24 protein-coding genes are annotated in these 21,693 nt (G+C 65.9%); 9 read left to right on the top strand and 15 right to left on the bottom strand.

The genetic code is table 11. The features are described from left to right. The first annotated feature begins 117 nt into the window (after nt 1-117). Together RT424_RS05400 and RT424_RS05395 are read left to right on the top strand one after the other, a co-directional pair. Entirely contained in the window at nt 118-756 is a 639-nt protein-coding gene (locus RT424_RS05400) for a YqaA family protein (RefSeq protein WP_313435062.1), read from the top strand. An 80-nt stretch (nt 757-836) separates the two neighbouring features. Beyond that, entirely contained in the window at nt 837-1,379 is a 543-nt protein-coding gene (locus RT424_RS05395) for a nuclear transport factor 2 family protein (RefSeq protein ID WP_313435060.1), read from the top strand. 14 nt (nt 1,380-1,393) lie between these two features. Here the strand turns inward: RT424_RS05395 and RT424_RS05390 are convergent, their stop codons facing one another. From RT424_RS05390 to dksA, 4 genes are all read right to left on the bottom strand, one after another. Next, nucleotides 1,394-1,783, bottom strand: coding sequence for a DUF4112 domain-containing protein (locus RT424_RS05390; protein WP_313435131.1), 390 nt, complete (start codon nt 1,781-1,783; stop codon nt 1,394-1,396). Nucleotides 1,784-1,844: 61 nt separating this feature from the next. Beyond that, complete coding sequence (locus tag RT424_RS05385; RefSeq protein WP_313435058.1) at nt 1,845-3,326, bottom strand: ABC transporter substrate-binding protein; 1,482 nt, start codon at nt 3,324-3,326, stop codon at nt 1,845-1,847. A 136-nt stretch (nt 3,327-3,462) separates the two neighbouring features. After that, nucleotides 3,463-3,840, bottom strand: coding sequence for a PilZ domain-containing protein (locus RT424_RS05380; RefSeq protein ID WP_313435056.1), 378 nt, complete (start codon nt 3,838-3,840; stop codon nt 3,463-3,465). A 220-nt stretch (nt 3,841-4,060) separates the two neighbouring features. Next, entirely contained in the window at nt 4,061-4,519 is a 459-nt protein-coding gene (gene dksA, locus RT424_RS05375) for an RNA polymerase-binding protein DksA (protein WP_086492403.1), read from the bottom strand. Between the two features lie 317 nt (nt 4,520-4,836). Here dksA and RT424_RS05370 point away from each other — a divergent pair, with 317 nt between their 5' ends. Next, nucleotides 4,837-5,142, top strand: coding sequence for a hypothetical protein (locus RT424_RS05370; protein WP_313435053.1), 306 nt, complete (start codon nt 4,837-4,839; stop codon nt 5,140-5,142). 21 nt (nt 5,143-5,163) lie between these two features. Here RT424_RS05370 and RT424_RS05365 read toward each other — a convergent pair whose 3' ends face one another. From RT424_RS05365 to RT424_RS05345, 5 genes are read right to left on the bottom strand one after another with little or no spacing between them, the layout of a single operon-like run. Continuing rightward, nucleotides 5,164-6,309, bottom strand: a complete 1,146-nt coding sequence (locus tag RT424_RS05365) for a GNAT family N-acetyltransferase (RefSeq protein WP_313435051.1) — start codon at nt 6,307-6,309, stop codon at nt 5,164-5,166. After that, the gene (locus RT424_RS05360; protein ID WP_313435049.1) at nt 6,306-7,076 is read right to left on the bottom strand and encodes a glycerophosphodiester phosphodiesterase family protein; all 771 of its coding nucleotides are present in this window, start codon (nt 7,074-7,076) and stop codon (nt 6,306-6,308) included. Before RT424_RS05360 ends, RT424_RS05365 begins: the two co-directional genes overlap by 4 nt. Beyond that, complete coding sequence (locus RT424_RS05355) at nt 7,057-7,521, bottom strand: RidA family protein (RefSeq protein WP_313435047.1); 465 nt, start codon at nt 7,519-7,521, stop codon at nt 7,057-7,059. The genes RT424_RS05360 and RT424_RS05355 overlap by 20 nt, the downstream gene beginning before the upstream one ends. Nucleotides 7,522-7,564: 43 nt before the next feature. Further along, nucleotides 7,565-8,221 (bottom strand): HAD family hydrolase, encoded by a 657-nt coding sequence (locus RT424_RS05350; protein ID WP_313435045.1) that lies wholly within the window; start codon nt 8,219-8,221, stop codon nt 7,565-7,567. Then, entirely contained in the window at nt 8,218-8,493 is a 276-nt protein-coding gene (locus tag RT424_RS05345) for a DUF3572 domain-containing protein (protein ID WP_313435129.1), read from the bottom strand. Before RT424_RS05345 ends, RT424_RS05350 begins: the two co-directional genes overlap by 4 nt. Before the next feature lie 63 nt (nt 8,494-8,556). Here RT424_RS05345 and RT424_RS05340 point away from each other — a divergent pair, with 63 nt between their 5' ends. From RT424_RS05340 to spt, 3 genes are all read left to right on the top strand, one after another. Further along, complete coding sequence (locus tag RT424_RS05340) at nt 8,557-8,919, top strand: response regulator (protein ID WP_147216554.1); 363 nt, start codon at nt 8,557-8,559, stop codon at nt 8,917-8,919. A gap of 102 nt (nt 8,920-9,021) precedes the next feature. Beyond that, nucleotides 9,022-9,261, top strand: a complete 240-nt coding sequence (locus RT424_RS05335; protein ID WP_031341387.1) for an acyl carrier protein — start codon at nt 9,022-9,024, stop codon at nt 9,259-9,261. Between the two features lie 13 nt (nt 9,262-9,274). Beyond that, nucleotides 9,275-10,510, top strand: coding sequence for a serine palmitoyltransferase (gene spt / locus RT424_RS05330; RefSeq protein WP_313435038.1), 1,236 nt, complete (start codon nt 9,275-9,277; stop codon nt 10,508-10,510). A 117-nt stretch (nt 10,511-10,627) separates the two neighbouring features. Here spt and RT424_RS05325 read toward each other — a convergent pair whose 3' ends face one another. Then, complete coding sequence (locus tag RT424_RS05325) at nt 10,628-11,176, bottom strand: NAD(P)H-dependent oxidoreductase (protein WP_313435036.1); 549 nt, start codon at nt 11,174-11,176, stop codon at nt 10,628-10,630. Nucleotides 11,177-11,458: 282 nt separating this feature from the next. Between RT424_RS05325 and RT424_RS05320 the strand changes: the two genes are divergently transcribed. Beyond that, nucleotides 11,459-11,653 carry a hypothetical protein gene (locus RT424_RS05320; protein ID WP_313435034.1) on the top strand — a complete coding sequence of 65 codons (195 nt, stop codon included), beginning with the start codon at nt 11,459-11,461 and terminating at the stop codon, nt 11,651-11,653. A gap of 3 nt (nt 11,654-11,656) precedes the next feature. Here RT424_RS05320 and arfB read toward each other — a convergent pair whose 3' ends face one another. From arfB to pabB, 4 genes are read right to left on the bottom strand one after another with little or no spacing between them, the layout of a single operon-like run. Beyond that, a complete protein-coding gene (gene arfB / locus RT424_RS05315; protein ID WP_313435032.1) occupies nt 11,657-12,073 on the bottom strand; it encodes an alternative ribosome rescue aminoacyl-tRNA hydrolase ArfB in 417 nt (138 codons plus the stop codon). Then, the gene (locus RT424_RS05310) at nt 12,070-12,723 is read right to left on the bottom strand and encodes an RluA family pseudouridine synthase (RefSeq protein WP_313435030.1); all 654 of its coding nucleotides are present in this window, start codon (nt 12,721-12,723) and stop codon (nt 12,070-12,072) included. Before RT424_RS05310 ends, arfB begins: the two co-directional genes overlap by 4 nt. Before the next feature lies 1 nt (nt 12,724). Continuing rightward, nucleotides 12,725-13,894 (bottom strand): pyridoxal phosphate-dependent aminotransferase, encoded by a 1,170-nt coding sequence (locus RT424_RS05305; RefSeq protein ID WP_313435028.1) that lies wholly within the window; start codon nt 13,892-13,894, stop codon nt 12,725-12,727. Continuing rightward, nucleotides 13,894-15,723, bottom strand: coding sequence for an aminodeoxychorismate synthase component I (gene pabB, locus RT424_RS05300; protein ID WP_313435026.1), 1,830 nt, complete (start codon nt 15,721-15,723; stop codon nt 13,894-13,896). The genes RT424_RS05305 and pabB overlap by 1 nt, the downstream gene beginning before the upstream one ends. Before the next feature lie 138 nt (nt 15,724-15,861). Between pabB and RT424_RS05295 the strand changes: the two genes are divergently transcribed. Continuing rightward, nucleotides 15,862-17,460 carry a helicase HerA-like domain-containing protein gene (locus tag RT424_RS05295; RefSeq protein WP_313435024.1) on the top strand — a complete coding sequence of 533 codons (1,599 nt, stop codon included), beginning with the start codon at nt 15,862-15,864 and terminating at the stop codon, nt 17,458-17,460. Between the two features lie 92 nt (nt 17,461-17,552). Beyond that, nucleotides 17,553-20,207, top strand: a complete 2,655-nt coding sequence (locus RT424_RS05290) for a M1 family metallopeptidase (RefSeq protein WP_313435022.1) — start codon at nt 17,553-17,555, stop codon at nt 20,205-20,207. A 9-nt stretch (nt 20,208-20,216) separates the two neighbouring features. Here RT424_RS05290 and RT424_RS05285 read toward each other — a convergent pair whose 3' ends face one another. Continuing rightward, the gene (locus tag RT424_RS05285; protein WP_313435020.1) at nt 20,217-21,674 is read right to left on the bottom strand and encodes an ATP-binding protein; all 1,458 of its coding nucleotides are present in this window, start codon (nt 21,672-21,674) and stop codon (nt 20,217-20,219) included. Nucleotides 21,675-21,693 lie beyond the last annotated feature (19 nt).

Genomic DNA, 21,693 nt, shown 5'->3' with positions numbered 1-21,693 from the left:
CTCTGTTTGTACCAATAGCGCATCCGAAAGTCAAGCATTTATAACCAAATGGGTTATGGCTTGCCGCTATGCCGTCGGCCTACTAAGCACGGCGTCCATCCTGATCCGGAGAACCCGATGCTGCGCCGCCTTTACGACTGGACCATGGCCAAGGCGGCGCACCGCCATGCCGAATGGTGGCTGGCCCTGTTCGCCTTCATGGAAGCAAGCTTCTTCCCCGTGCCGCCGCATCCGCTCCTCGGGCTGATGTGCCTGGCCGAGCCGAAGAAGGCGATTCGCTTCGCGATCATCGCCACGCTGGCGTCCGTGGTGGGAGGCCTGCTGGGTTATGCCATCGGTCACTTCGCCTATGCGGCGTTCGGAGAAGCGCTGCTGCAAGCGCTTGGCCTGGCGGACAGCTTCCCCAAGGCGGCGTGCTATCTGCGCGAATACGGCGCGGAAATCATCGTGGTGAAGGGCGCCACGCCGATCCCCTTCAAGCTGCTGACGATCACAGCGGGCTTCATCGGCATGAACCTCGCCGTGTTCATCGCGGCCTCGGTCGTCTCGCGCTCGATCAGCTTCATGATCGTGGGCGTGCTGTTCCGTCTGTTCGGGGCGCCGATCAAGGCGGTGATCGACAAGCACCTTGGCAAGGTGACGGCGGCTTTCGCGGTGGCCGTGGTGGCGGGCTTCCTGGCGGTGGCTTTCCTCGGCGGCGGCGCCAAGGAAACCAACCAGAAATGCGACCTGATCGCCGTCACGAAAACCGCATGACCCTGGACTCTAGCCGCTTACCCTGACGCATCGCGGCGACTACCCTCGGCTGAGAACAATCTCGCGCGAGGGTAGGCAGGGTGACGGACAGGTCCTCGAAGTTGGCGGAACTGGCAGACCGGCATGACATTCATCAGGTTCTCCTGCGCTATGCGCGCGGGCTGGACCGGCTGGACAATGCCCTTGTCCGAAGCTGCTATTGGGACGATGCAGTCGAGGATCACGGCCATTTCGTGGGTCCGCCCGACGCGTTCGTCGAATGGGCGGATCGCACGACGCTGATGTTCGAAGCGACCCAGCATGCGATTCTCAACCACGTCTGCGAGCTGGCGGGCGACGAAGCCTTCTGCGAAACCTATTACCACTTTTCGGGCGTGACGGCGCAAGGACCGAACTTCATGTCCACCGGGCGCTACATCGATCATTTCCGCAGACGTGGCGGGGAATGGCGCATCGCCGATCGGGTGACGATCGTGGAAGGTACTTATGACGTGCCCAAGGCCGCAAATGCGCCCGCGCCGTCCAGCGCTTATACCCTGGAGGAGCCCTGTCAGGCCCGGCGCGACCGGAACGACGTCAGCTATCATCGCCCACCCGTTCCGCGCCGGCCGACGCCCGACTGACGCTGCGATCCGCCTTAGCCCTCGATCACGCGGGTATGGGGGTGATGACGGTCCATGTGCTTGCGGATGATCCGCAGATTGCGGCTGTTCGAGCGGAACACGAAATCGAACAGGTCACCCGCCAGCGGAATGGCACCGAGCAACGTATCGATGCCGACATTCGCTGTCATGCGGGCAAGCTGCCATTTCGGCATGCCCAGATTGCGCGCTTCCCAGACGATATACATGCCCAGCGCGGCGGAGATCACGTCTCCGGCCACCGGGACCAGTCCCACCACGGAATCGAGCCCTACCTTTCGGCGCAGGCCGGGCAGGGCGATCGCCCGCTCCAGCACATGCTCCAGCATTTCGATGCGACGGCTGACCGAAATCGGGTCGGACCCGAGCGGCAGGTCCAGGTTCATGCGGCGGGCGGAAGTCTGTCCAGTCGCCAAATTCGTGCCTCTCCTGAAAGGTTCAGGACAATTATCTGGGGATCCATGCCAGCGGCATCAAGGGGTGCCAGCCCCAGGTGTTGGGTGCGAAACCGGCGACGCTGCCGCGCACCAGCGACCAGCGGATCGGCGGGCCGAAGGGGATGAAGACGTTGGCCGCGGTCAACTCGGCTTCCGCCTCGGTCAGCAGCGACGCGCGTTCTTCGGGAGAGGCGGTGGCGGCCTCGGCTACCCGGGCATCGGCATCGGGAGAGCAAAGACCCTGCCGGGTGCTGCACGCCAGCCGATTGAGGAACCAGGCCGCGCGGGGATAGCGGGCAACTTCGTCCATCAAGCGCAGGTCGGCATCTGCAGGATCGTCCGCGCGCTGGAGGCGAACGCCGATGGCGGCGAGATCGGCGGAAAGCTTGTCGAACAGGAGATCCGCGCCGCTTCCTGCCGGCAGCCAGATGTGAAGAACCGGACCCGGCGCTTCGTTGCCGGTCGCCGCCCAGCGACGAACGCGCCCGGCGGCGATGGCCCGGCGATCGTCGATGGGCTGCTCGCTCCAGCGTTCGCCAATGGTGCCGAGATCGCCGTCCAGGCTGGGCGATACCAAGCGCGTGGTGGGAGACCAGCCGCCAAGGCTGAACTGTGCGATCAGCCCTTCGCGGTCGATCGCCATGGCCAGGGCCTCGCGATTCGCGGGGTCTGCAAGGAAACCCTCTTCGTTCATGACCCTGAGCCCGAACAGGCCCGTTACCGGGTCCACCTGGATCGTCCCGCGCAGGATGCCCACCGAACGGGTCAGCGGGAAATGCTGGATCTCTCCGCCCAGCACGAGATCGACCTTGCCGGCGTTGAAAGCCTCTACGGCGGTCGGACCGTCCACCGCCTGAACATCGATGCGGCGGACGCGCTGCGTCCAGTTCTCCACGGCGGGCAGTCCGATCGTCGCGGGATCGATCGGGGTAAGGCGCGCCACCGCGCCATCGCGCTCCAGCCGCATCGGCCCGGCGCCGCGCTGCTTGAACGTCAGTCCAAGCTCCGGTTGTGCCAGAAGCTGGAGCAGGTAGGGCATCGGGCGAGTGAGCCGGATTTCCACGACGCGGCCGGCCATCGTCCGGATATCCTCGATACCCGCCAAGTCGTAGGCGAGCGGCGTGCCGTCCAGCGCATCGAGAGCCGTGCGGAGCGCGATCTTGGCCGATTCGGCGGTCAGCGGGTCACCGGAAGGCCAATCTCCATCGCGAAGACGGAAAATGTAGCTCTGGCCATCGTCCGTCACGATCCAGCGATCGGCAAGGGCAGGGATTACCCGGCCCTTCTCGTCGAAGGACACCAGGCCCTCGGTCGTGGAAGCCCGCACCAGCTGGCCGGCCGGGCTTGCAACCGCGTCGGCGTCGAAAGCATCGCCGGGAGAGCCGATGACGGCAATGCTCAGCGCGGAATTGTCGGTTTGTCCGCAGGCGGACAGGGCCAGCGCGATCGCCAGGTTGGCCAAGGGCCGCAGGACTTTACGCGGGGCGAGCATGCAGATGGCCTAATCGATTCGTCGCGTCGCGCAAATGGCTGGAGGCTCGCCGCGCCGATTTTTTGCCGAAGCGCGGATGAGACACGGGCACGTCGTGGGAACGGGATGCCCGCACAGCGGCATTGCCTTACCCGGATCAGAGTTTGCGAAGGTTCTTCTGAACGGTCGTCGGCGGCGCATATTGCGCTTCGTAATCGCGGACGAAATCGGGCTTGTCGTCCGGTACCGGCGTGACCGAAGAGCGGGCCAGCTTGGGGTCGATTTCCTCGGTGAAGGCCACGCCGAAGCGATTTTCCTGCACCCAGGCCACGGTACCGGAAATCCATCCGATATTGCGGATGCTCACGGCGACGAGCGTGCCGCGCATGACCTGGATACCGCCTTCGCCCATCATGCCGCCGGCGGACAGGTTGCGGACCTTGATCCGGTATTCGCCGTCCAGGCCGTCGATGCGCAAGTCGGCCATGAGGAACAGGCTGTCACGCGCGATCTGGCGATTTTCCGTCTGGGTCATGGGCTCTCGTCCGGCATTCGATCTGGCGGCATTCGATCTGGCCGATGATATCACGAACACGGGCTCGCGATAGTCATGGCCCCGCGCGCGGGACGCGGTTCCTGTCGATACCTAGAAGCGAGTGACAAAGAAAGCCTTAACACCCCGCTCCGTCCACGGGGGCCGGCAAGCGGCATCCGTGAACGAGCAGGGCGAAAGGTTCCCCTCAGAGGAAGAGGACTTACTCTTCGCGCGACACTTTCTCGCGGCGCTCGTGCGCTTCCTGCGCTTCCACGGTCATGGTGGCGATCGGGCGCGCCTCGAGACGGCCCAGGCCGATCGGTTCGCCCGTCACTTCGCAGTAACCGTATTCGCCTTCCTCGATGCGCCGCAGGGCGGAATCGATCTTGGCGATCAGCTTGCGCTGGCGATCGCGGGTACGCAGTTCGATGCCCCAGTCGGTCTCGCTGGAAGCACGGTCGTTCAGATCGGGCTCCCGAATCGGGCCGTCCTGAAGCTGTGCCAGCGTACCGGCGGCGGCATCGAGAATCGATTTCTTCCAGGCCAGAAGCAGGCGCCGGAAGTAGTCTTGCTGAGCCTCGCACATGTAGGCTTCGTTTTCTACGGGAACATAAGAACCGCCAAGCATGCGCTTGGCCTTGGCGAGGACATCAATTTCGTCAGCTAGGGCCGTTGCCATCCAGAGAATCTCCGCACGAATCCCCCCGGCCTGCCTACGCCCTACGACCCCGGATTTTTCCAGTGGCCTCCCGGCAAACCGTGGTGCGGCGGCCTATAGGACCGCCTTATTACCTGCACAAGGCTATAACCATGGCAGTCCACAAAAAACCTGAATGCCCGTTCGATCAGGCACCCGTTTCCAAAGCAACTCTACACCGTAAACTTACAGGGAATGCTTCAAGTCTATCCTTAACGCCGGGTTGCCAGTCTGGTGCCCGTCTCGAGCCCGCCTCGTCGCATCGGACCCGACGGCCGTAAAACGGAGGTTAGCGGACGATGAAACAGGCTCCGATCGGGACGGAGGCTCCGGACATGTTGCTGCCCGAACGACTTGCCGCCGCTGCGGCGGGCGACGGTTCGGCCTGCTTCGATCTGGGGGTGGTGTTTTCCACCGGCAGTCATGGCGCTGCCTGCGATCTGGTCGAAGCCCATAAGTGGTTCAACCTCGCAGCTCTGGGCGGGGACAGCGAGGCGGCGACCTGCCGGGCCGAAGTTGCGGAGGATATGACCGCGCGTGAAATCGCCGAAGCCCAGCGGCGGGCGCGCCAGTGGCTGTCAGCCAAGGCGCGGCATGCCGCTTAGGGCAGTTTACGATCCGCCCGCCTAGACCTTCCGGAAAGGCGTCCGTTCGTCCAGCAGGAGCTGGTCGCCCGCAATGCCTGCCCGCTCCCGTTCGAGATAGTCCGCGATCGCGGTGCGCAGGCCCTGGTGAACGATGTAATGGGCCGAAACCGTCCGGACCGGCTCATATCCGCGCGCCAGCTTGTGGCCGCCCTGCGCCCCCGCTTCCACGCGCGACAGGCCGAGCGCGATGGCCGCGTCTATCGCCTGGTAGTAGCAGAGTTCGAAATGCAGGAAGGGCTTGTCCACCAGCGCGCCCCAGTAGCGCCCGTAAAGCGCCTCGCTGCCGATGAAGTTAAGCGCTCCCGCCACCGGCCGACCGTCGATATAGGCGAGGAGCAGCAGGATGCGGTCGGCCATCGTCCGGCTCAGCAACGAGAACGCCTCGCGCGTGAGATAGGGCTGTCCCCACTTCCGTGCCCCGGTGGCCTGGTAGAAGGTCCAGAACGCGTCCCAATGCTCTTCGCGCAAGTCGCTGCCGGTAAGCGCGCGGATATCGACGTCTTCCTGCGCCTTCTCCCGCTCCTTGCGGATGTCCTTGCGCTTGCGGGACGAGAGCGCGTCGAGAAACCCATCGAAATCGGCATAGCCGCGGTTTTCCCAGTGGAACTGGATATCCTCCCGCAGCAGCCATCCCGCCGCTTCGAAGAACGGCACTTGTGCGGGCTCGACGAAAGTCGCGTGGGCGGAGGACAGGCCATTGTCGCGGCAGACCGATTCTGCGGCGGCGATCAGGGCCGGGGCCAGTTCGGCGTGGCGGGTCAGCAGGCGAGGGCCGGTGGCCGGGGTGAAAGGAACGGAAATCTGGAGCTTGGGATAATACGATCCTCCCGCCCGGTGCCAAGCGTCGGCCCAGGCATGGTCGAAGACGTATTCGCCTTGGCTGTGTTCCTTCAGATAGGCCGGCAGCGCCGCCGCCAGCCGTCCGTCCGGGCCGGCCACGGTGATCGGCACTGGCGTCCAGCCGCTGTCGCCACCGACGCTGCCGGATTCCTCCATGACCGCGAGGAAGGCGTGGGACACGAAGGGGTTGCCACCGTCCGTCAGAGCATCCCATTCGTCCGCCGGAAGCCCGCCCACCGCGCCATGGAGACGCGCGACGAATTCTTTGTTGTCGCGATCGCTCACGCCGGCTCTTCCGAGGGACGTTCGAAGATCACCGCATCGGCATGGATGCCGGCGCGCTCGTGGTGGTCCGGGCGACGCACGGTCCAGGTCGCCAGGGCAAGCCCACGCCTGCGCTGCGCAGCGGCGAAACGGCTGGGCAGATCGCGAATGTCGTAGGCGAGGAAGTCGGGCCCGGCCTGCCACAGTGCGAGATGCCGCCGGATCTTGCCGGGCAGGGCGCGATCCTCGCCCTCCGAAACGATAAGGCCCCGCACCGTGTGCGGAGAATGACGCCGATACCAGCGCGAGACGCGGGGGTCGAAACTCATCACCGCGTGGGGGCCGGTGTAGCCCTCCAGCACGCGCCGCACCGCCAGGCAGAGCGGGGCGATGCGGGTGCCGCGCGAGGACTTCAGCTCGATCAGCACCGGCTTGCGGCCGCCGATCAGGGTAAGGGTCTGGCGCAGGCTGGGAATGCTTTCCGCCGTTCCGCCCAGGGTCACCGTAGCCAGCTGGGCCGCGCTGCGGCGCGCGATCTCACCGGTTTCCGCCGTCAGCCGATCCAGCACCGAATCGTGGAAGACCACCGGGGTGCCATCGCCCGCGCGCTGCACGTCCAGTTCGATTCCGTAGCCTTCCTCGATCGCCAGCCGGAAGGCCGCGAGCGAATTTTCCGGTATCACTGCGCCGTGCAGCCCGCGATGGGCGTAGTCGTGCTCGCCGATCCACCCGACCTTGCGCGGATCGGGCGGCGGCGAACACCAGCGGTCAAGCAGGGCGAACGGCAACGATGGCGTCCACTTCGACAGCGGCGCCGAGCGGCAGTACGGGCACGCCCACGGCGCTGCGGGCATGCTTTCCCGGTTCGCCGAACACCGCGACCATCAGTTCCGAAGCGCCGTTGGCAACTTTGGGCTGGTCGGTGAAGTCACCCGTGGAATTGACGAAGGCGCCCAGCTTGACCACGCGCTCCACGCGGTCGAGCGAGCCGAGCGCGGCCTTGAGCTGGGCCAGGATCATCACCGCGCAGGCCTGCGCCGCTTCCACGCCGGCGTCCAGCGAGACGTCCTCGCCCAGCCGGCCGGTCACCAGCTTGCCCTCGACGAAAGGCAGCTGCCCCGAAACATGGGCCAGGCCGCCCGCGACCACCACCGGCACATAGGCCGCGACGGGTGCGGCGGGCTCGGGAAGCGTGAGGCCAAGCTCGGCCAGGCGGGATTCGATTGCACTCATCTTGGCGTCTTCCTTGTAGGGGGCGAGATGTAGGGGGCGGGGATCAGGATTCGGTCTTTACGGCCTCTGCGCGCGTCAGCCAGTCGATCAGCCAGGGCGCGGCGTCCGGCCAGCGGTCGATCCGCGCATGGGCATGGCCGGCGATATGGGCGCAGACGATATGCGGCGCGAGCAGCGGCTCGGCGCAGAAGTGCAGGCGTCCAACCTCGGGCGTCACCGCAGCCACCGAATCGTGGTGCTGCGCCAGATCGTCCACGAAGACCGCGCGCGACGGCTGGTATTCGTCGAGAATGGCTTTCAGCGCGGGGCCTTTCGGGCCCTGGTTGGTGAAGACGCGCAAGTCGAGGCCATGTTCCGCCAGTTGCAGGCGGCGGGCTTCCTGGCGGAAATCCATGAGGTTGGTCAGTACCACCACGTCGGCATGGCGGGATATCTCGCGCAGCGCCTCCACCGCGCCGTCCACCGGGGTCTGGCGATGCATCTGCCCGTCGAAGAACCTGTTCAGCAGCGACCACATCGCCGCCGGCTCCAGCACTTCGCCGGAGCCGACATGGCTCATGGCGCCCGAGAATTCGCCCCGATCGAAAGTGAAGGTGACCCCCTCTTCCTCGGCCAGCCAATCACGGAAGTGCGAGACCATGTAGAGCAGCACTTCGTCGCAATCGGTGATGAGCAGGGGGCGGCCCGCGGGGTTCGTCATGCGCCCAGCCTTTCGCGCGCGCGCGCCAGCGTTTCCGGCGTCACCTCCAGCGCATCGGCGGCGGCCAACAGGTCCGGCTCATGCGAGAAGAGGAATTCCAGCACGGCTGCCATCGTCGCAGGCTCGCCCAGCGAGGCGCGCAGCACGTCCGGCGTCAGGCCGGTGAGCGACAGGAAACGCTCGGCGCGGTCCTGGTCCGTCAGCACCCATCCGAGGGCGGCGAGCGCCAGAGCCTGCGGGTCCTGCGATGGGGATGGCGACTCTCGAAGAATTGTCAGTCTCGCTTGCGTGTCATAGAGCGGGTGTTCCCGACCTAGATGGTGATCCCGCGTCGAATGGCAAAGCGTATCCTAGTTGTCGAGGACAACGACCTCAATCGAAAGCTCTTTTGCGACGTTCTCAGGAGCCAGGGCTTCGCCGTGGAGCCGGTGGCCGACGGGCTCGACGCGCTGGAACGCGCGCGGCAGTTCGTGCCCAACCTTGTCATCATGGACATTCAGCTTCCCAATGTCTCGGGGCTGGACCTGATCGAGGCGGCCAAGAAGGACGCCGTTCTGCGCACGATTCCCGTGCTTGCCGTCACCGCCTATGCCGGCAAGGGCGACGAGGAGCGCATCCGCGAGGCCGGGGCCGAGGGCTATCTGGCCAAACCGGTTTCGATCGGGCCGTTCATGCAGGCAGTCCGGGCGCTTCTGTGATACGAGCAAGGCCGCAGATGCTTGACTTTACCCTCCGCCGCCGCTTTTGCGCCGCAATTATCGGCCAGAGCGCCGCCCGAAATTACCGGAGTTGACATGACCATGGACCGCGCAGAGACCTCGGCCCGCATCGCCGCGCTGATCGAGCCCTTCAACAAGAAGGGCGTGGCCGTGACCGACGCGACCCGCTTCACCGACGACCTGGAATTCGACAGCCTGACCGTCATGGACTTCGTGGCCGCGATCGAGGACGAATTCGACATCATCATCTCGATGAACCAGCAGGCCGAGATCGAGAACTACGGCCAGCTCGTGGACGCCGTGGTCAAGCTTCAGGGCTGAGGGATTTTCCGCGATGACCGACATGCTCAGCGAAAACGAAACGCAGGCCCACACCGACCTGTTCAGCAAGTTCGATCCCCTGATCGAAATGCGCCGCGATCTGCTTTCCACCGGCGTCACCGATCCGTTCGGCCTCGTCATGGAAAAGGTGATCTCGCCCACCGTCGCCCTGTGCAATGGCCGCGAGACGATCCTGCTCGGCACCTACAACTACATGGGCATGACCTTCGATCCGGACGTGATCGCGGCGGGCAAGCAGGCGCTGGACGACTTCGGCGCCGGCACCACCGGCAGCCGCGTCCTCAACGGCACTTACGCGGGCCACAAGGCGGTCGAGGAAGCGCTATGCGACTTCTACGACATGAAGCACGCCATGGTGTTCTCCACCGGCTACCAGGCCAACCTGGGCATCATCTCGACGATCGCGGGCAAGGGTGACTACATCATCCTCGACATCGACAGCCATGCTTCCATCTGGGACGGCTGCAAGATGGGCGACGCCGAAGTCGTTCCTTTCAAGCACAACGACATCGAGGCGATGGAAAAGCGCCTGCGCCGCATTCCCGAAGGCGCAGGCAAGCTGGTCGTGCTGGAAGGGGTCTACTCGATGCTGGGCGACATCGCCCCGCTCAAGGAGATGATCGCCGTCGCCAAGAAGTACGGCGCCATGGTGCTGGTGGACGAAGCGCACTCGATGGGCTTCATCGGCCCCAACGGGCGCGGCGTGGCCGAGGACCAGGGTTGCCTCGACGACGTGGACTTCGTGATCGGCACGTTCTCCAAGTCGGTCGGCACGGTCGGCGGCTTCTGCGTCTCGAACCACCCGAAGTTCGAGATCATGCGCCTGGTCTGCCGTCCCTACGTGTTCACCGCCAGCCTGCCGCCCAGCGTCGTCGCCACCGCCACGACCTCGATCCGCAAGCTGATGACGGCCGCCGAAAAGCGCGCCCACCTCTGGGAAAGCTCGCGCACCCTGCACAAAGGCTTGACCGATGCCGGCTTCCAGCTCGGCACGGACGAACCGCAGAGCGCGATCATCGCGGTGATCATGCCCGATCTCGAACGCGGTGCGATGATGTGGGAGGCGCTGCTGCACGAAGGTCTTTACGTGAACCTCGCGCGTCCGCCGGCAACGCCTGCCAACATGACCCTGTTGCGCTGCTCACTCTGCGCCGAACATTCGGCCGAACAGGTCCAGCAGATCATCGGCATGTTCACTCGCGCGGGAAAGACGGCGGGAATTCTGTAAGCACTCCGTCGTCCCGGACACCGATCCGGGACCGCTGGCAATACTTTAGGCGCCTCATCGCGAGCAAGGCGCGGCTCGGCCAGCGGTCCCGGATCAAGTCCGGGACGACGTTTCGGTTCAATCCTGGTGGCGGTTCACCAGCGCGAAGAACGCCTCCAGCCAGCTGCCGACGAAACCGGCCGACTGCTCGCCGATCGTGCCGTCCGGGGTGATCAGACCGTCCTTCCACTGGATGAAGGCTTCCGGCGCGCCGAGGGTCGGCATGTCGAGATAGGCCAGCACATTGCGCAAGTGCTGCTGTGCCAAGGCCGTACCGGCCGCGCCGATCGAGACGCCGATCACGCCCGCGGGCTTGCCCGCCCAGGCACTGTCGCCATAAGGGCGCGAGGCATTGTCGATGGCGTTCTTGAGCACGCCGGGGATCGAGCGATTGTACTCGGGCGTCACGAAGATCACGCCGTCGCTGCTGCGGACCAGTTCCTTGAGATCCTTCACCGACTGCGCCTGATCGCCGTCATCATCCTGATCGTAGAGCGGCAGCGAACCGATGTCCGCAAAGACGAAATCATGGCCGGAAGCGGCCGGCAGGCGGGTCAGGGCCTCTGCGAACTGGCGATTGTACGATTCGGCGCGAAGGCTTCCAACGACGACGACGATCTTCGACATGACGACTCCTCTTGGCTGTTTGCTGCCGACGACAGGTATCGGGGCAAACGGTGTCAGTGGGAAGTCCGGGAAAGCGGCAGGGTTGCGAAGGCGTTGGAAGATGACAAGCCGAGGTCGCCCATGGCTCTCCGTCATCCTGAACTTGATTCAGGATCCATGCCGAACAATCCACCGCTGATGGTCGGAAATGGATCCTGAAACAAGTTCAGGATGACGCGGTTCTATCGCGCAGGCAGGCTCGGATCGTTTGAGATGGTAACGTCTGTCGGATAGGAAATGGACATGCGAACACTCTGCCTCCTCGCCGCAACCTTGTCCCTGGCGGCTTGCGGACAGTCCGATCCATCGCCGGGGCCGGATGACGTCACGGCCGGGGAAACGGAGGCTCTGGCCGATGCCGCGGAGATGTTCGACGCTCGCCCGGAACCCACCGCATCTGCCGCGGCGCCTGCTGAGGCAGCCGCACAGGCCGAGTGAACCTCAGTCGAAACTGACTTTGCCGCGCCCGGCCTTTACCGAGCCGCGCAGTTTCTTGCCTTTCAGCCGCTGCTCCTTGCCCACTCGGTTAAGCCGGCTCTTAGCGCGCTTTTCCGGTAGTTTGAACGCCTCGCGCAGCATTTCCGCGAGACGTTCGCGCGCATCTGCGCGGTTGGCTTCCTGCGTGCGGAAACGGCGGGCGGTGAACATCAGTTCTCCACCCGAAGTCATGCGGCTGCCCGCCAGCTCCTTCAGCCGCGCGAAAACCAGTGGCGCCAGTCGCAGGGCATAGACGTTGATTCGCAGTTGAACCGCCGTCGCCACCTTGTTGACGTTCTGGCCGCCCGGCCCGGAGGCGGCGATGAAGCTCTCGCTCGCCAGGGCCTGGGCGCGGTCTATCGTGGCCTCAACCTCGCTCATTCATCGCTGAAGCCGAGCGCGGCGAAATCGCGCGGCAGCGGCGCTACCGCCACGATCGGTTCCTTGTCTCCGCGCGGCACGGTGATCCCCGCCGCGTGGAGCATGGTGCGCGGGGCGCCTTTGCTGGAGCCGTAGACCGGATCGCCGAGCAGCGGCAGGCCGAGGCCGGAAGCCGCGTGGACGCGAATCTGGTGCGTGCGGCCGGTTTCCGGGCGGAATTCCACCAGGGTGAGCCCATTCTTCTCATCCAGCTTGCGCCAGTGGGTGACGGCGGGCTTGCCCTTTTTTGCCGGGATCATGCGCCAGCCGTCTTTGACGGTGCTGACCTTGGAGAGGTTGAGCGCGATGGTCCCTTCCTCTTCCGTCAGCGTGCCCGCCACGATACCGAGGTAGCGCTTCTGGACCAGCTTCTCCTCGAAAGCGGCGGAAAAGCGCTTCAGCGCCTTTGGATTGCGGGCGAGCAGCAGGCAGCCCGAGGTGTCGCGGTCGAGCCGGTGAACCGGCGCGGGGTGCCGCTGGAAGCCAAGCTTCAGTTCGTCCAGCCGGTCTTCGAGGCTCGGCCCGCCGGCGCGCGGCGTATCGAGCGGAAGGCCGCCGGGCTTGTCGATGACCAGCGCTTCGCCGTCCTCGAAGAGGATTTCCAGTTCCATGTTACGTCAATGCTTTCTCTATGCGCCGAAGCGCCTCTTCGAGCCGCGCGTCGTCCGCGGCGAAACTGATGCGGAAACCGTCGCGCCCGCCGAAGGCAGAGGCCGGGACCAGCGCTACGCCGTGTTCCAGAAGGTGCAGGACCAGCTTCACGTCGTCCCCGCCGAACCGGTCCATCAGCGGCGCGGCGTCGATCATGCAGTAGAACGCACCGTCGGGCGAGGGCGTGGAAAGGCCGGGGATGGCGTTGATCGCGGAAACGACCTTGTCGCGCCGTTGGCGGAATCGCTCGCGCCATTCGGCCAGGAAATCCTGCGGACCTTCGAAAGCGGCGACGGCGGCGGCCTGGCTGATCGAGCAGGGGTTGCCCGAGGAATGCGACTGGAGCTTCTCCATCGCCTTGATCAGCCAAAGCGGCCCGGCGGCGATGCCGATGCGGAAGCCGGTCATCGCATGGCTCTTGGATACGCCGGAGACGGTCAGGATGCGATCTGCCAGGTCCGGGCAGAGGTTTGCCAGCGTCGCGTGAGCACGACCGGTATAGTTGAGCGGCGCGTAGATATCGTCCGACAGCACCATCACGCGCGGATGGCGGCGCAACACGTCGCCGATGCCGCGCAGCATGTCCTCGGGATAATAGGCGCCGGTCGGGTTGCCGGGGCTGTTGAGCAGCACCCAGAGCGTGCGCGGCCCGATCTGCGCTTCGAGATCGGCGGGCGTGAAGCGGAAATTGTCCTTCGCGGCGGTGAGCAGGGGAACCACCTTGCCGCCTGCGAAGCGCACGATCTCGGGATAGCTGACCCACCAGGGCGAGGGCACGATCACTTCGTCATCTTCGCCCAGCGTCGCCAGCATGGCGTGGAAGATCGCCTGCTTGCCGCCCGCGCTCACGGTCACTTGCGCGGGTGGAACCGCGATTCCGAGGTCGCGTGCAAAGTGCAGCGCGGCGGCCTGTTTCAGCTGCGAGGTTCCGCCGACCGCCGTATATTTGGTTTGCCCGGCATCCAGCGCTGCCTTAGCCGCTTCGATGACGTGGGGCGGGGTCGCGAAGTCCGGCTCGCCCACCGAGAGCGAGATCACATCGATACCGGATTCGCGCAGTTCGATGGCGCGATCCGTCATCGCGGTCGTGCCCGAAGGGGCGATGCGCGAGAGAGCGGGGGAGACGTGCATCACGCCAGCAGCCGTGCCGGCATCAGCCCGCGCAGGGCGTTGCCGATGAGGAAACCGTCCGTAAGGTCGTCCAGCGTCAATTCCGCCTCTTCCGCGCGGCCCTGCTCGATCAGCGAGCGGCGCAGCACGCCAGGCAGGAGGCCCAGCGCGGCGGGCGGGGTCAGCAGAGTGTCGCCGCGTTCCACGAAGAGGCTGGTGAAGGTGCCTTCGGTGACGAGGCCGTCATCGCGCAGGAACAGCGCTTCCTGCGCGCCGGCCGCCTGGGCCGCCGCAAGCCCAGCCTCGTAGAAGCCGCGATCGCTGGTCTTGTGGCGCAGGCGCCAGTCGCCGCTATCCACTGGCAGAGGCAGCACGCCCACGGTGACGGGGCCGGAAAACGCAGCGGGCCGTTCCGCGAGTTCGAGCGAATAGGCGCCGCTGCGGGCGGCGACCAGGCGCAGCTTCGAAGGCGCCTCGGCATCGAAGCACAGGGCCTGGATGGCATTGCGCACGGCATGGCGATCGAAACTGAAGCCCAGCGCTTCGGCGCTGGCGCGAATCCGCTCGAGATGGAGTTCGAGCAGCGGGATGCCCTTTTCGGGCGTGAAGCACATCGTCTCGATCAGGTCGAAACTGGCGGGCGAGGATGCCCCTGCCGACTCTCTCACGAAACCCCCTTTGACCAGGCATTCCCGCCATTCGGGAAGCGCTTGTGAATCGGCGACCACGGCCGAACCGACGCCGAGGATGGCGCGGCCGCTGCTACTGTCGTCGCGAGCATCCTTGCCACTGGCGCCCGGCAGCAGATGCAGAGTGCGGATTGCCACATTGAAGGCGGCATCGCCAGTGGGATCGATCCGTCCGATCGAGCCGCAATAGGCATTTCGGGCATAAGGTTCCACTTCGGCGATCAGCTCCATGGCGCGGATTTTCGGCGCGCCGGTGATCGAGCCGCAGGGAAACAGCGCCCGCAGGATATCGACGGCGCCCTTGCCCGGGGCCAGTTCGGCGCGGACGGTGGACACCATCTGGTGGACGGTCGGGTAGCTCTCGATGGCGAAGGGATTCTCCGCGTGGACGGTGCCGGGTTCGGCCACGCGCGACAGGTCGTTGCGCATGAGGTCCAGAATCATGAGGTTCTCGGCCCGGTCCTTGACGGATGCGGCCAAGTCCGCGCGCAGGGCCGCATCACCGGCTTCGTCCCGGCCGCGTGGGCGGGTGCCCTTCATCGGCCGCACCATGACCTGCCCGCCTTCCAGAGCGAAGAACAGTTCCGGCGAGAAGCTGAGCAGCCAGTGCGATCCATCGCAGACCACGCCGCCGTGGCCTGCCGCAGCCGCCGGGCGGATCGCGGCATAGAGCGCCAGCGGATCGCCATGCCACGGCCCGGCCAGGGGAAACGTATGGTTTGCCTGATAGATGTCGCCCGCCGCGATGGCTTCGTGGAGTCTCGCGAAAGCGCGGCCATAGTCACCGGTGGAGATCTGCGGTTCGAGCGGTCCGATGCCGATGGGGCCGGGCCGGGCGTCGCGGGCCAGCCAGTCCGGTACCTCGGCGGCAGGGAGCGTCTCGTAACCGTCGAAGGCGCCGAACCAGACCAGCGGTCCGTGGCCGCTCGCACTCTCGGGTAGCAGCGCGGCCAGTCGCGGTTCGAGCGCCAGTCCCGCTTCGTAGGCCATGTATCCCGCCAGATGGAGGCCCTCGTTCGACAGCACCTCGATCCGGGCAAGCGCGTCCACTACTTCGTGGGCATGGCGCGCCACCACCAGTTCCACCGGCGTCCGGTAGATCCGGGCATCCGCTGCATTGCCGCCACGGGCATCATCAAGGAGAACGAAGGGATCGGGCATGGTCCTGGCCGCGCCTGTAGCGATGAACGCGGGCTCTGGCAAAATCCCTGTCGCCCTAAATCCCTGTCGCCCTAAATCCCTCTCGCTCTTGTGCGCAGGCGTCTCTATCACTTCACATGGGTGCAAGGGAGCGGTTGAATGGACGAGATTTTCCTGGGACTCGGTGAAAACGGCGAACGGCAGGTGCTGCGGCTGGGGCGGGCCAACCGCCACGGCCTGATCGCGGGCGCCACCGGCACCGGCAAGACGGTCACGCTCCAGGCGATGGCCGAGCAGTTCTCCGCCGCCGGGGTGCCGGTGTTCCTTGCAGACGTGAAGGGCGACCTCTCCGGGATCGCCATGGCCGGAAGCCCGCAGTTCAAGAACGCCGCCATCCTGGAGGCGCGCGCGAAGGAAATCGGCATCGCCGACTACGGCTATTCCGATAATCCGGCGATTTTCTGGGACATCTACGGCGAGCAGGGCCATCCGGTCCGCACCACCATCTCCGAAATGGGGCCGCTGCTGCTGGCGCGGCTGATGGACCTCAACGATACGCAGGAAGGCGTACTCAACATCGTCTTCCGCTATGCCGACGAACAGGGCCTGCTGCTGCTCGACCTGCCCGACCTTCAGGCCATGCTGGCCCACGTGGCCGAGAATGCCGCCGCGCTTTCGGCTAAGTACGGCAATGTCACCAAGGCCAGCGTCGGCACGATCCAGCGCCAGGTTCTGGCGCTCGACAGCCAGGGCGCCGCGCAGTTTTTCGGCGAACCGGCGTTGGAAATCGTCGATTTCATCCGCAGCGACGAGAAGGGGCGCGGCTACATCAACGTGCTGGCGGCCGACAAGCTGATGCGCAGCCCCAAGCTCTACGCCACGTTCCTGCTGTGGCTGCTGTCCGAGCTGTTCGAGGTGCTTCCGGAAATAGGCGATCCCGACAAGCCGAAGCTGGTGTTCTTCTTCGACGAGGCGCACCTGCTGTTCGACGATGCGCCCAAGGCGCTTCAGGACAAAGTCGAGCAGGTGGTCCGCCTGGTGCGTTCGAAGGGGGTGGGGGTCTACTTCGTCACCCAGAACCCGATCGACATTCCCGAGGATATCGCCGGACAGCTTGGTAATCGGGTGCAGCATGCGCTGCGGGCGTTCACGCCGCGTGACAAGAAGGCGATCAAGGCGGCGGCGGAGACGTTTCGCATCAATCCCGATCTGGATGTCGAAGCCGCGATCACCGAGCTGAAAGTGGGCGAGGCGCTGGTTTCCACGCTGGATGACGAAGGTGCTCCCACCGTGGTCCAGCGCACGCTGATCGCGCCGCCGCGCTCGCGGCTGGGGCCGGTGGAGCCGAAGGAGCGGGCGATCGTGCAGTCGATCAGCCCTTGCGAGGGCAAGTACGACACCCCCGTCAATCGCGAGAGCGCCGAAGAAGTGCTCGCCGCGAAGGCCGCCGATGCAGCGGCGACCGCGCAGGAAGTGGCGGACAAGGGAAGGGAGGAAGTCTCTCGGCAGGAGCGCAAGAACCCCAGCTTGTGGGACGGTCTCGGCGGCAAGGTGGCCAAGGCTGCGGCCGGCGCGGCGGCGGCCAGCGCGGGCTCGATCCTGGCCCAGTCGGTGCAGGGAAAGAAGAGCCGGGCCAACCCCAAGGCCTCGGCAGCCAGCGCGGCAGCCGGCACGGTGGGAGACGCTTTCGGCAAGGCCATCGGCTTTCCGGGGCTGGGTCGCTTCGCCCGCAATCTCATCGGGGGCCTGATGCGCTGACCTGCCCGATCGATGTAATGAGAATGGGCCTTCTGAGATCAGGCCCCCTGAGATTGGGCCCCCTGAGATTAGGTCGGCCGGTCCTGCTGGCAATGCTGCTGCTGGGTTCCGGCGCGGCCCAGGCGGATGCGGACTTGCAGCCTGCCGCCAGCGGCATCGTGATTGCAGATCGTAAGCCCGATCTGCCGTTCGGTCGTCTCGATGCCGTGGTCCAGCCCGCGGCCTATCGACTGGACGTGACCCTCGATCCCGCCAAGCCCCGCTTTTCGGGTCATGTCGAGATCGACGTGACGGCGGCGGAGCAGACGTCCCGGATCTACCTTCACGGCCGAGACCTCGACATGACCCGCGCCGAGGCGCAAATCAGAACGGGGATCGGCACGCGGATCGTCCAGGGACACTGGCGGCAATTGGACGCACTCGGCCTGGCCGAACTGCGTTTCGACGAGCCGCTTCCGGCAGGGCCGGTAACGCTCTCGTTCGACTATTCGGCAGCCTTTGCCCAAGGCCCGGCGGGCCTGTTCCGGGTGAACGTGGACGGCGCCTGGTATGCCTGGAGCCAGTTCCAGTCGATCGATGCGCGCGCGGCCTTCCCCTGCTTCGACCAGCCCGGCTTCAAGACGCCTTTCGACATCACGTTGCGAACCCCGGCGGGCCTGTCCGCGATCAGCAACGGGCCGGAAATCGGTGCGCCGGGCATGGAAGATGGCCTTGCCGTCCACCGCTTCGGGTCTGGACCGCCGCTGCCCACCTATCTGGTGGCGATGATGGCGGGGCCTTTCGCCATGCTCTCGGGCGAGGTGCCGCCAACGCCGCAAAGGCCCGAGCCGCTGCCGCTGCGGATCGTCTCCACCGGCCAGAACGCTGCGAACCTGGCTTTCGCTCTGGAGGGCAGCAAGCGCATCGTCGCTCTGCTCGAAGACTATTTCGGCGAGCGGTTTCCCTTTCCCAAGCTCGACCAGGTGACCACCCCGATCCTGCCCGGCGCCATGGAGAATCCCGGCGCCGATCTCTATCGCGACGATATACTGGTCATGGACGAGAATGCCCCGGTGGAGCAGCAGCGCCAGTTCGGCATGATCGTCGGGCACGAACTTGGCCATCAGTGGTTCGGCGATCTCGTGACGCCGGAATGGTGGGACGACCTCTGGCTTAACGAGAGTTTCGCCAATTGGATCGGCTACCGCGTGGGCGAACAGTGGCGCCCGGACCTGGGTATCGCCGGGGACGCGTTGGGCACCGGCTATCAGGCGATGGATACCGATGGGTTGCTGGCGGGGCGGCCGATCCGCCAGCCGATCGACACCAGCGAACGAATAGATTCGGCCTTCGATTCGATCACTTACGGCAAAGGCGGGCATGTCGTCGGCATGGTCGCCCAGTGGCTCGGCGAGGATCGGTTTCGCGAGGGTGTGCGCCGTTATATCGCCGCGCATCGGCAAGGCACTGCCACCAGCGCGGACTTTTTCGGCGCCCTGGCCGAAGTGGCGGGCGATCCCCGGCTCGTTCCGGCCATGCGCAGCTTCGTCGAGCAGCAGGGCGTGCCGCTCCTGGCATTGCGCCAGAGCGGAGACAGGATCGCCGTCACCCAGCTCCGCTACACTACTGCAGGCGTGGCGCCGCCCGAAGTGCGCTGGACCATCCCGCTCTGCTTCCGGCGCGGCGCGCAGCGCACCTGCGCGATCATGGATCGGCAGAACCAGAGCTTCACCGTTCCGGGCCAGGGGCCGGTCTTCCCCAATGCGGGCGGCAGCGGCTACTATCGGTTCGAACTGACGGCCGGGCACTGGCAGCAACTGATCGCCGGAGCCGATGGTCTTCCCGGTGGCGAAGCGCTGGCTCTGGTCGATTCTCTCGATGCCTCGATCCGTGCGGGAAGGGGCAACGTATCGGAAATGGCCGAACTGGCGCGCAAGCTGATCCACCACGCCGATCCGCATGCCGCCGACGCGCCGGACAAGGCGCTTTCCCGCTATCGCATGCAGGGCTTCGTCGGCCCACGGGGCCGCCTTGGCTTCAATCGGCTGCGCGAGAGGCTCTATGCGCCGATGCTCAAGGATCTCGGCTTCGATCCGGCTTTCGGCGTCTATGCGCATGATGCCCGCCCACGCAAGCAGCGGCGGGTGCAGGTCGTCTCCACGCTGCTGGGTACCGGGCGGGGGGCACAACTGCGCGATCGCCTTGCCGATGCCATGGTGGCTTACTTGGCAGGGGACAAGGCGGCTCTCGATCCCGCCTGGTTCGATCATGCGCTGGATCTCTACCTGAACAAGCGCGACATCAAGGCCGCGCGCGATCTGGTGGACCGGGCGCTGGCCTCCGAAGACCCGGTGTTTCGACCGGCGGCGCTGGCGGCGGCGTCACGCACCAGCGATCCCAAGCTCGCCGCCTGGCTTCTGGCGCTGGACGATCCCCGCCTGCGGGACAGCGAACGTCGTGATCTGCTGGACGGGATCATGGCCCGCAGCGCGACGCGGGACATGGGCTACGATTGGGCTCTGGAAAATCTCGACGTCCTGCTGGATGGCAGCGACGGCCCGTTTCTGGTCACGCGCCTGCCGCAGATGCTGGGGCGGTTCTGCTCGGTAGATCGCGCGGCGCGCATCGCCCGCGACTTCGAGGCACGGCTGGCGGGGACGCCCGGCGCGCTGGAACTCGATCGCGCCATCGAACGCGTGCGCAATTGCGGGTTGCTCGACGACATGCTGGGCGCGCAGATCGACACCGAATTCGCGAGAATGAAGTAAGCTCGCCGATCAGTTGAGCGGCAGTTCCAGCCTTGCGTCCAGGCCCTCGACGACACCTTCCGCCGAAACCCGGTTCGACAGGACCAGCGCGCCGCCATGCTGGTCGGCGATGGCACGAGCGAGCGCCAGGCCCAGGCCAGCGCCGCCGGTGGCGCTGTTGCGCGAAGGGTCACCGCGCGTGAAGGGGTTCATCATCGCATCGATGGAATCCTCCGGAATGCCGGGGCCATCGTCCTCTATCAGGATGACCGCGCGCGAAGAACCGTCGCGTTCGGTCTCCTTCGCTAGCGAAACGCGGGCACGTTCGCCATAGCGCAGGGCGTTGCCGATCAGGTTGCGCAAGGCGCGGCGGATCCAGGTGGGGCGCAGTTCCAGCGCCATCCGCTCGGTTTCGCCCACTTCCACGGGCTCGCCCATGTCCTCGTACTCCTCGATCACCGAGAACATCAGCGCGGATAGCTCGGTGCGTTCGAGAGGATCGCTGGGGCGACCGACGCGGGCGAGCGAGAGGATGTCGTCCAGCGTATGCACGATGTCCTCGATGGTGGCCGCCATGCGTTCGCGCTCGGCATCGTCGGTAACGGATTCGATCCGGACGCGCAGGGCCGCGAGCGGGGTCTTGAGATCGTGGCCGATGGCGCCGAGCATCACGTTCTTCTCGTCGAGCAGGGCGGCGATGCGCGATTCCATGGCATTGTGGGCAACGATCAGCCGCTGCATGTCCTCGGGACCGGACGGCGGAAGCTGGCCGTCGAGGTCCTGCGTGGCGGCGAAGCGCTCCAGGCGGCGAGTCAGCGCCGCCAGAGGCCGGGTGATGCGGCGCAGGATCAGCGCGACGGCGCCCATGACCACGACGTAGATCAGGATCGTCTGGACCAGGATCGGCGTCAGCAGCACGTTCTCGGGACGCGGTGCGCGCACCCGCGAGATGATCCAGCTGCCGTTCTCTTCGGTGCGCACGCCGACCACGAGCAGGTTGGAGCGCAGCATGCGCTCGGTGTCTTCCTGCGAGAGGCCATAGTCGGCCGCGCGGTCGAGGGCATTGCGACGGGCCACCCGGTCGCGGCCGACGTCGCGGTGGACGACCACGATCTCACGCACAGGGAACTCCTGGTCGGCGAGGATCTTGGCCAGGCCGACCTCGGCCTCGGCATCGCGGCTCTCGCCGGGGGCAGCGGGCGAACGGGTGCTGTATTCGAGATGGTAGCCCTTGGGCGGCGGCCCGGAGAGCGGCACGCGGGGGCCGTCGCGTTGGCCGTCGCGATGGCGCGACAGGGCGCGGGGCCCGCGCGTTTCCATGATCAGGCGGAAGGCGGAGGCATTGAGCATGCTCGCTTCGTAGCCGTCGCGTTGGGCGCGGTAGACGAAGAATGCGCCGAGGCCCTGCACGAGCATCAGCGCCACGGCCACTGCCAGCAGCATCTGGCCCATCAGGCTGTGGGGGCGCGGCATCTTGAGGGTCGACATGGCCAAGCTCGACATGGTC

Source organism: Novosphingobium sp., assembly GCF_032093395.1.
Classification (GTDB): domain Bacteria; phylum Pseudomonadota; class Alphaproteobacteria; order Sphingomonadales; family Sphingomonadaceae; genus Novosphingobium.
This window is presented reverse-complemented; position numbering and strand designations above follow the sequence as displayed.

Excerpts from the sequence above, each read along its gene's own strand:
- RT424_RS05400 (WP_313435062.1), top strand. The coding sequence starts at position 118 with ATGCTGCGCCGCCTTTACGACTGGACCATGGCCAAGGCGGCGCACCGC.
- RT424_RS05390 (WP_313435131.1), bottom strand. The coding sequence starts at position 1,783 with ATGAACCTGGACCTGCCGCTCGGGTCCGACCCGATTTCGGTCAGCCGT.
- RT424_RS05385 (WP_313435058.1), bottom strand. The coding sequence starts at position 3,326 with ATGCTCGCCCCGCGTAAAGTCCTGCGGCCCTTGGCCAACCTGGCGATC.
- RT424_RS05380 (WP_313435056.1), bottom strand. The coding sequence starts at position 3,840 with ATGACCCAGACGGAAAATCGCCAGATCGCGCGTGACAGCCTGTTCCTC.
- dksA (WP_086492403.1), bottom strand. The coding sequence starts at position 4,519 with ATGGCAACGGCCCTAGCTGACGAAATTGATGTCCTCGCCAAGGCCAAG.
- RT424_RS05370 (WP_313435053.1), top strand. The coding sequence starts at position 4,837 with ATGAAACAGGCTCCGATCGGGACGGAGGCTCCGGACATGTTGCTGCCC.
- RT424_RS05355 (WP_313435047.1), bottom strand. The coding sequence starts at position 7,521 with ATGAGTGCAATCGAATCCCGCCTGGCCGAGCTTGGCCTCACGCTTCCC.
- RT424_RS05350 (WP_313435045.1), bottom strand. The coding sequence starts at position 8,221 with ATGACGAACCCCGCGGGCCGCCCCCTGCTCATCACCGATTGCGACGAA.
- RT424_RS05340 (WP_147216554.1), top strand. The coding sequence starts at position 8,557 with ATGGCAAAGCGTATCCTAGTTGTCGAGGACAACGACCTCAATCGAAAG.
- RT424_RS05335 (WP_031341387.1), top strand. The coding sequence starts at position 9,022 with ATGGACCGCGCAGAGACCTCGGCCCGCATCGCCGCGCTGATCGAGCCC.
- spt (WP_313435038.1), top strand. The coding sequence starts at position 9,275 with ATGACCGACATGCTCAGCGAAAACGAAACGCAGGCCCACACCGACCTG.
- RT424_RS05325 (WP_313435036.1), bottom strand. The coding sequence starts at position 11,176 with ATGTCGAAGATCGTCGTCGTCGTTGGAAGCCTTCGCGCCGAATCGTAC.
- RT424_RS05320 (WP_313435034.1), top strand. The coding sequence starts at position 11,459 with ATGCGAACACTCTGCCTCCTCGCCGCAACCTTGTCCCTGGCGGCTTGC.
- arfB (WP_313435032.1), bottom strand. The coding sequence starts at position 12,073 with ATGAGCGAGGTTGAGGCCACGATAGACCGCGCCCAGGCCCTGGCGAGC.
- RT424_RS05310 (WP_313435030.1), bottom strand. The coding sequence starts at position 12,723 with ATGGAACTGGAAATCCTCTTCGAGGACGGCGAAGCGCTGGTCATCGAC.
- RT424_RS05305 (WP_313435028.1), bottom strand. The coding sequence starts at position 13,894 with ATGCACGTCTCCCCCGCTCTCTCGCGCATCGCCCCTTCGGGCACGACC.
- pabB (WP_313435026.1), bottom strand. The coding sequence starts at position 15,723 with ATGCCCGATCCCTTCGTTCTCCTTGATGATGCCCGTGGCGGCAATGCA.
- RT424_RS05295 (WP_313435024.1), top strand. The coding sequence starts at position 15,862 with ATGGACGAGATTTTCCTGGGACTCGGTGAAAACGGCGAACGGCAGGTG.
- RT424_RS05290 (WP_313435022.1), top strand. The coding sequence starts at position 17,553 with ATGCTGCTGCTGGGTTCCGGCGCGGCCCAGGCGGATGCGGACTTGCAG.
- RT424_RS05285 (WP_313435020.1), bottom strand. The coding sequence starts at position 21,674 with ATGTCGACCCTCAAGATGCCGCGCCCCCACAGCCTGATGGGCCAGATG.